The organism is Oleiphilus sp. HI0079 (genome assembly GCF_001635105.1).
Genome location: NZ_LWFT01000798.1, coordinates 1 through 1107 on the forward strand (window position 1 = coordinate 1; position 1107 = coordinate 1107).

At 43.6% G+C, this 1107-nt stretch carries 1 protein-coding gene; it reads right to left on the reverse strand.

The features are described 5' to 3' along the window. Positions 1-399: 399 nt before the first annotated feature. Complete coding sequence (locus A3750_RS14935) at positions 400-822, reverse strand: SRPBCC family protein (RefSeq protein WP_068452900.1); 423 nt, start codon at positions 820-822, stop codon at positions 400-402. Positions 823-1107: the final 285 nt, after the last annotated feature.

Genomic DNA, 1107 nt, shown 5'->3' on the forward strand with positions numbered 1-1107 from the left:
GGAACGCAGAAAACGCATGCTGACTGCCTAGCAAGAGTACAAAGAAGGTCAGCACTACGTTATTTAGCATTTGTGAAAGCCACTCATAATAGAAGTCATTCATTTAGCTAAACAAAATAGGCGAGATTTGCCAAGTTTCTAGGAGAGTAACGCATTCTTTAAATGTGCAAGCTTCACTTCCGGCTCAACACTCATCATTAGATAGAACGAAGTGCACCGAAGAAGTACGCCGAATGATGTGAACATCCAGATCGTTTAGAGAGTGCGCGCGCTGTCGATCGGGTACAGAGCGTAATTGAAACGCGACTCTAGCCTACATCTGCCGCATCGATGCCCGTAATCGTTTCATTTGTCTTAGTGTTGGATTCGATACTGCTACGCGAACCAACAAGTGGTGCGTTAAGCGTTGGCGTACTGTCCAATACCTTTACTAATCCCCTGCTTCAACACGTTCTTAATAAGGCTCGTGGTAAACGGAATTTTAGACTCAAGCTTAATCACATAATCCAACTCGCAACCTTGGCCGGACTCACGAAACTCCAGGGTGCCCACATGATTTTTTATGGGACTTCCCTTCGTAATCTTGTATTCAATAAAGCTGTTCTCTTTGAAGCCGGTAATTGTTTCCTCGAATGGTGGTAGAGGCCCGATATTGATCTTACGAACGGACCCCAAACCATTGGGCGTATCGGAGCCGTCTCTAACGCGCTTCATGTTAATTCCACATAATTTACCAAACTGCTCGTGGTCACTTAACTCTTCAAATACTGTGGCTAAAGGCTTGTTAAACTTAAAATGCATCGAAATAGATTGTTGAGCCATGATACTTCCCTTGTTTATTGTTCTAATGTTTCATTAAATCACAAGCAGAAGACGATAACGCAGATTACTGCATGACAAAATCGGCCATTACCCCTAAAATTTGGCGCTTGTTTGCGGATTTAGATTTTGTTCTACATTTTACTCCGCAGCGCCGCCGTTCGAACCGTTAAGGGAATTCACTATGCAAGATTACCAAGCACCGAAAACGTTATTGAAAGACAAGGTAATTCTCGTCACTGGTGCTGGCGATGGCATTGGCAAAGAAATCGCTATGACCTTTGCCAA

What these genes read in the sequence shown, in the direction of transcription:
- A3750_RS14935 (WP_068452900.1), bottom strand. Translation starts at nt 822, where the DNA reads ATGGCTCAACAATCTATTTCGATGCATTTTAAGTTTAACAAGCCTTTA.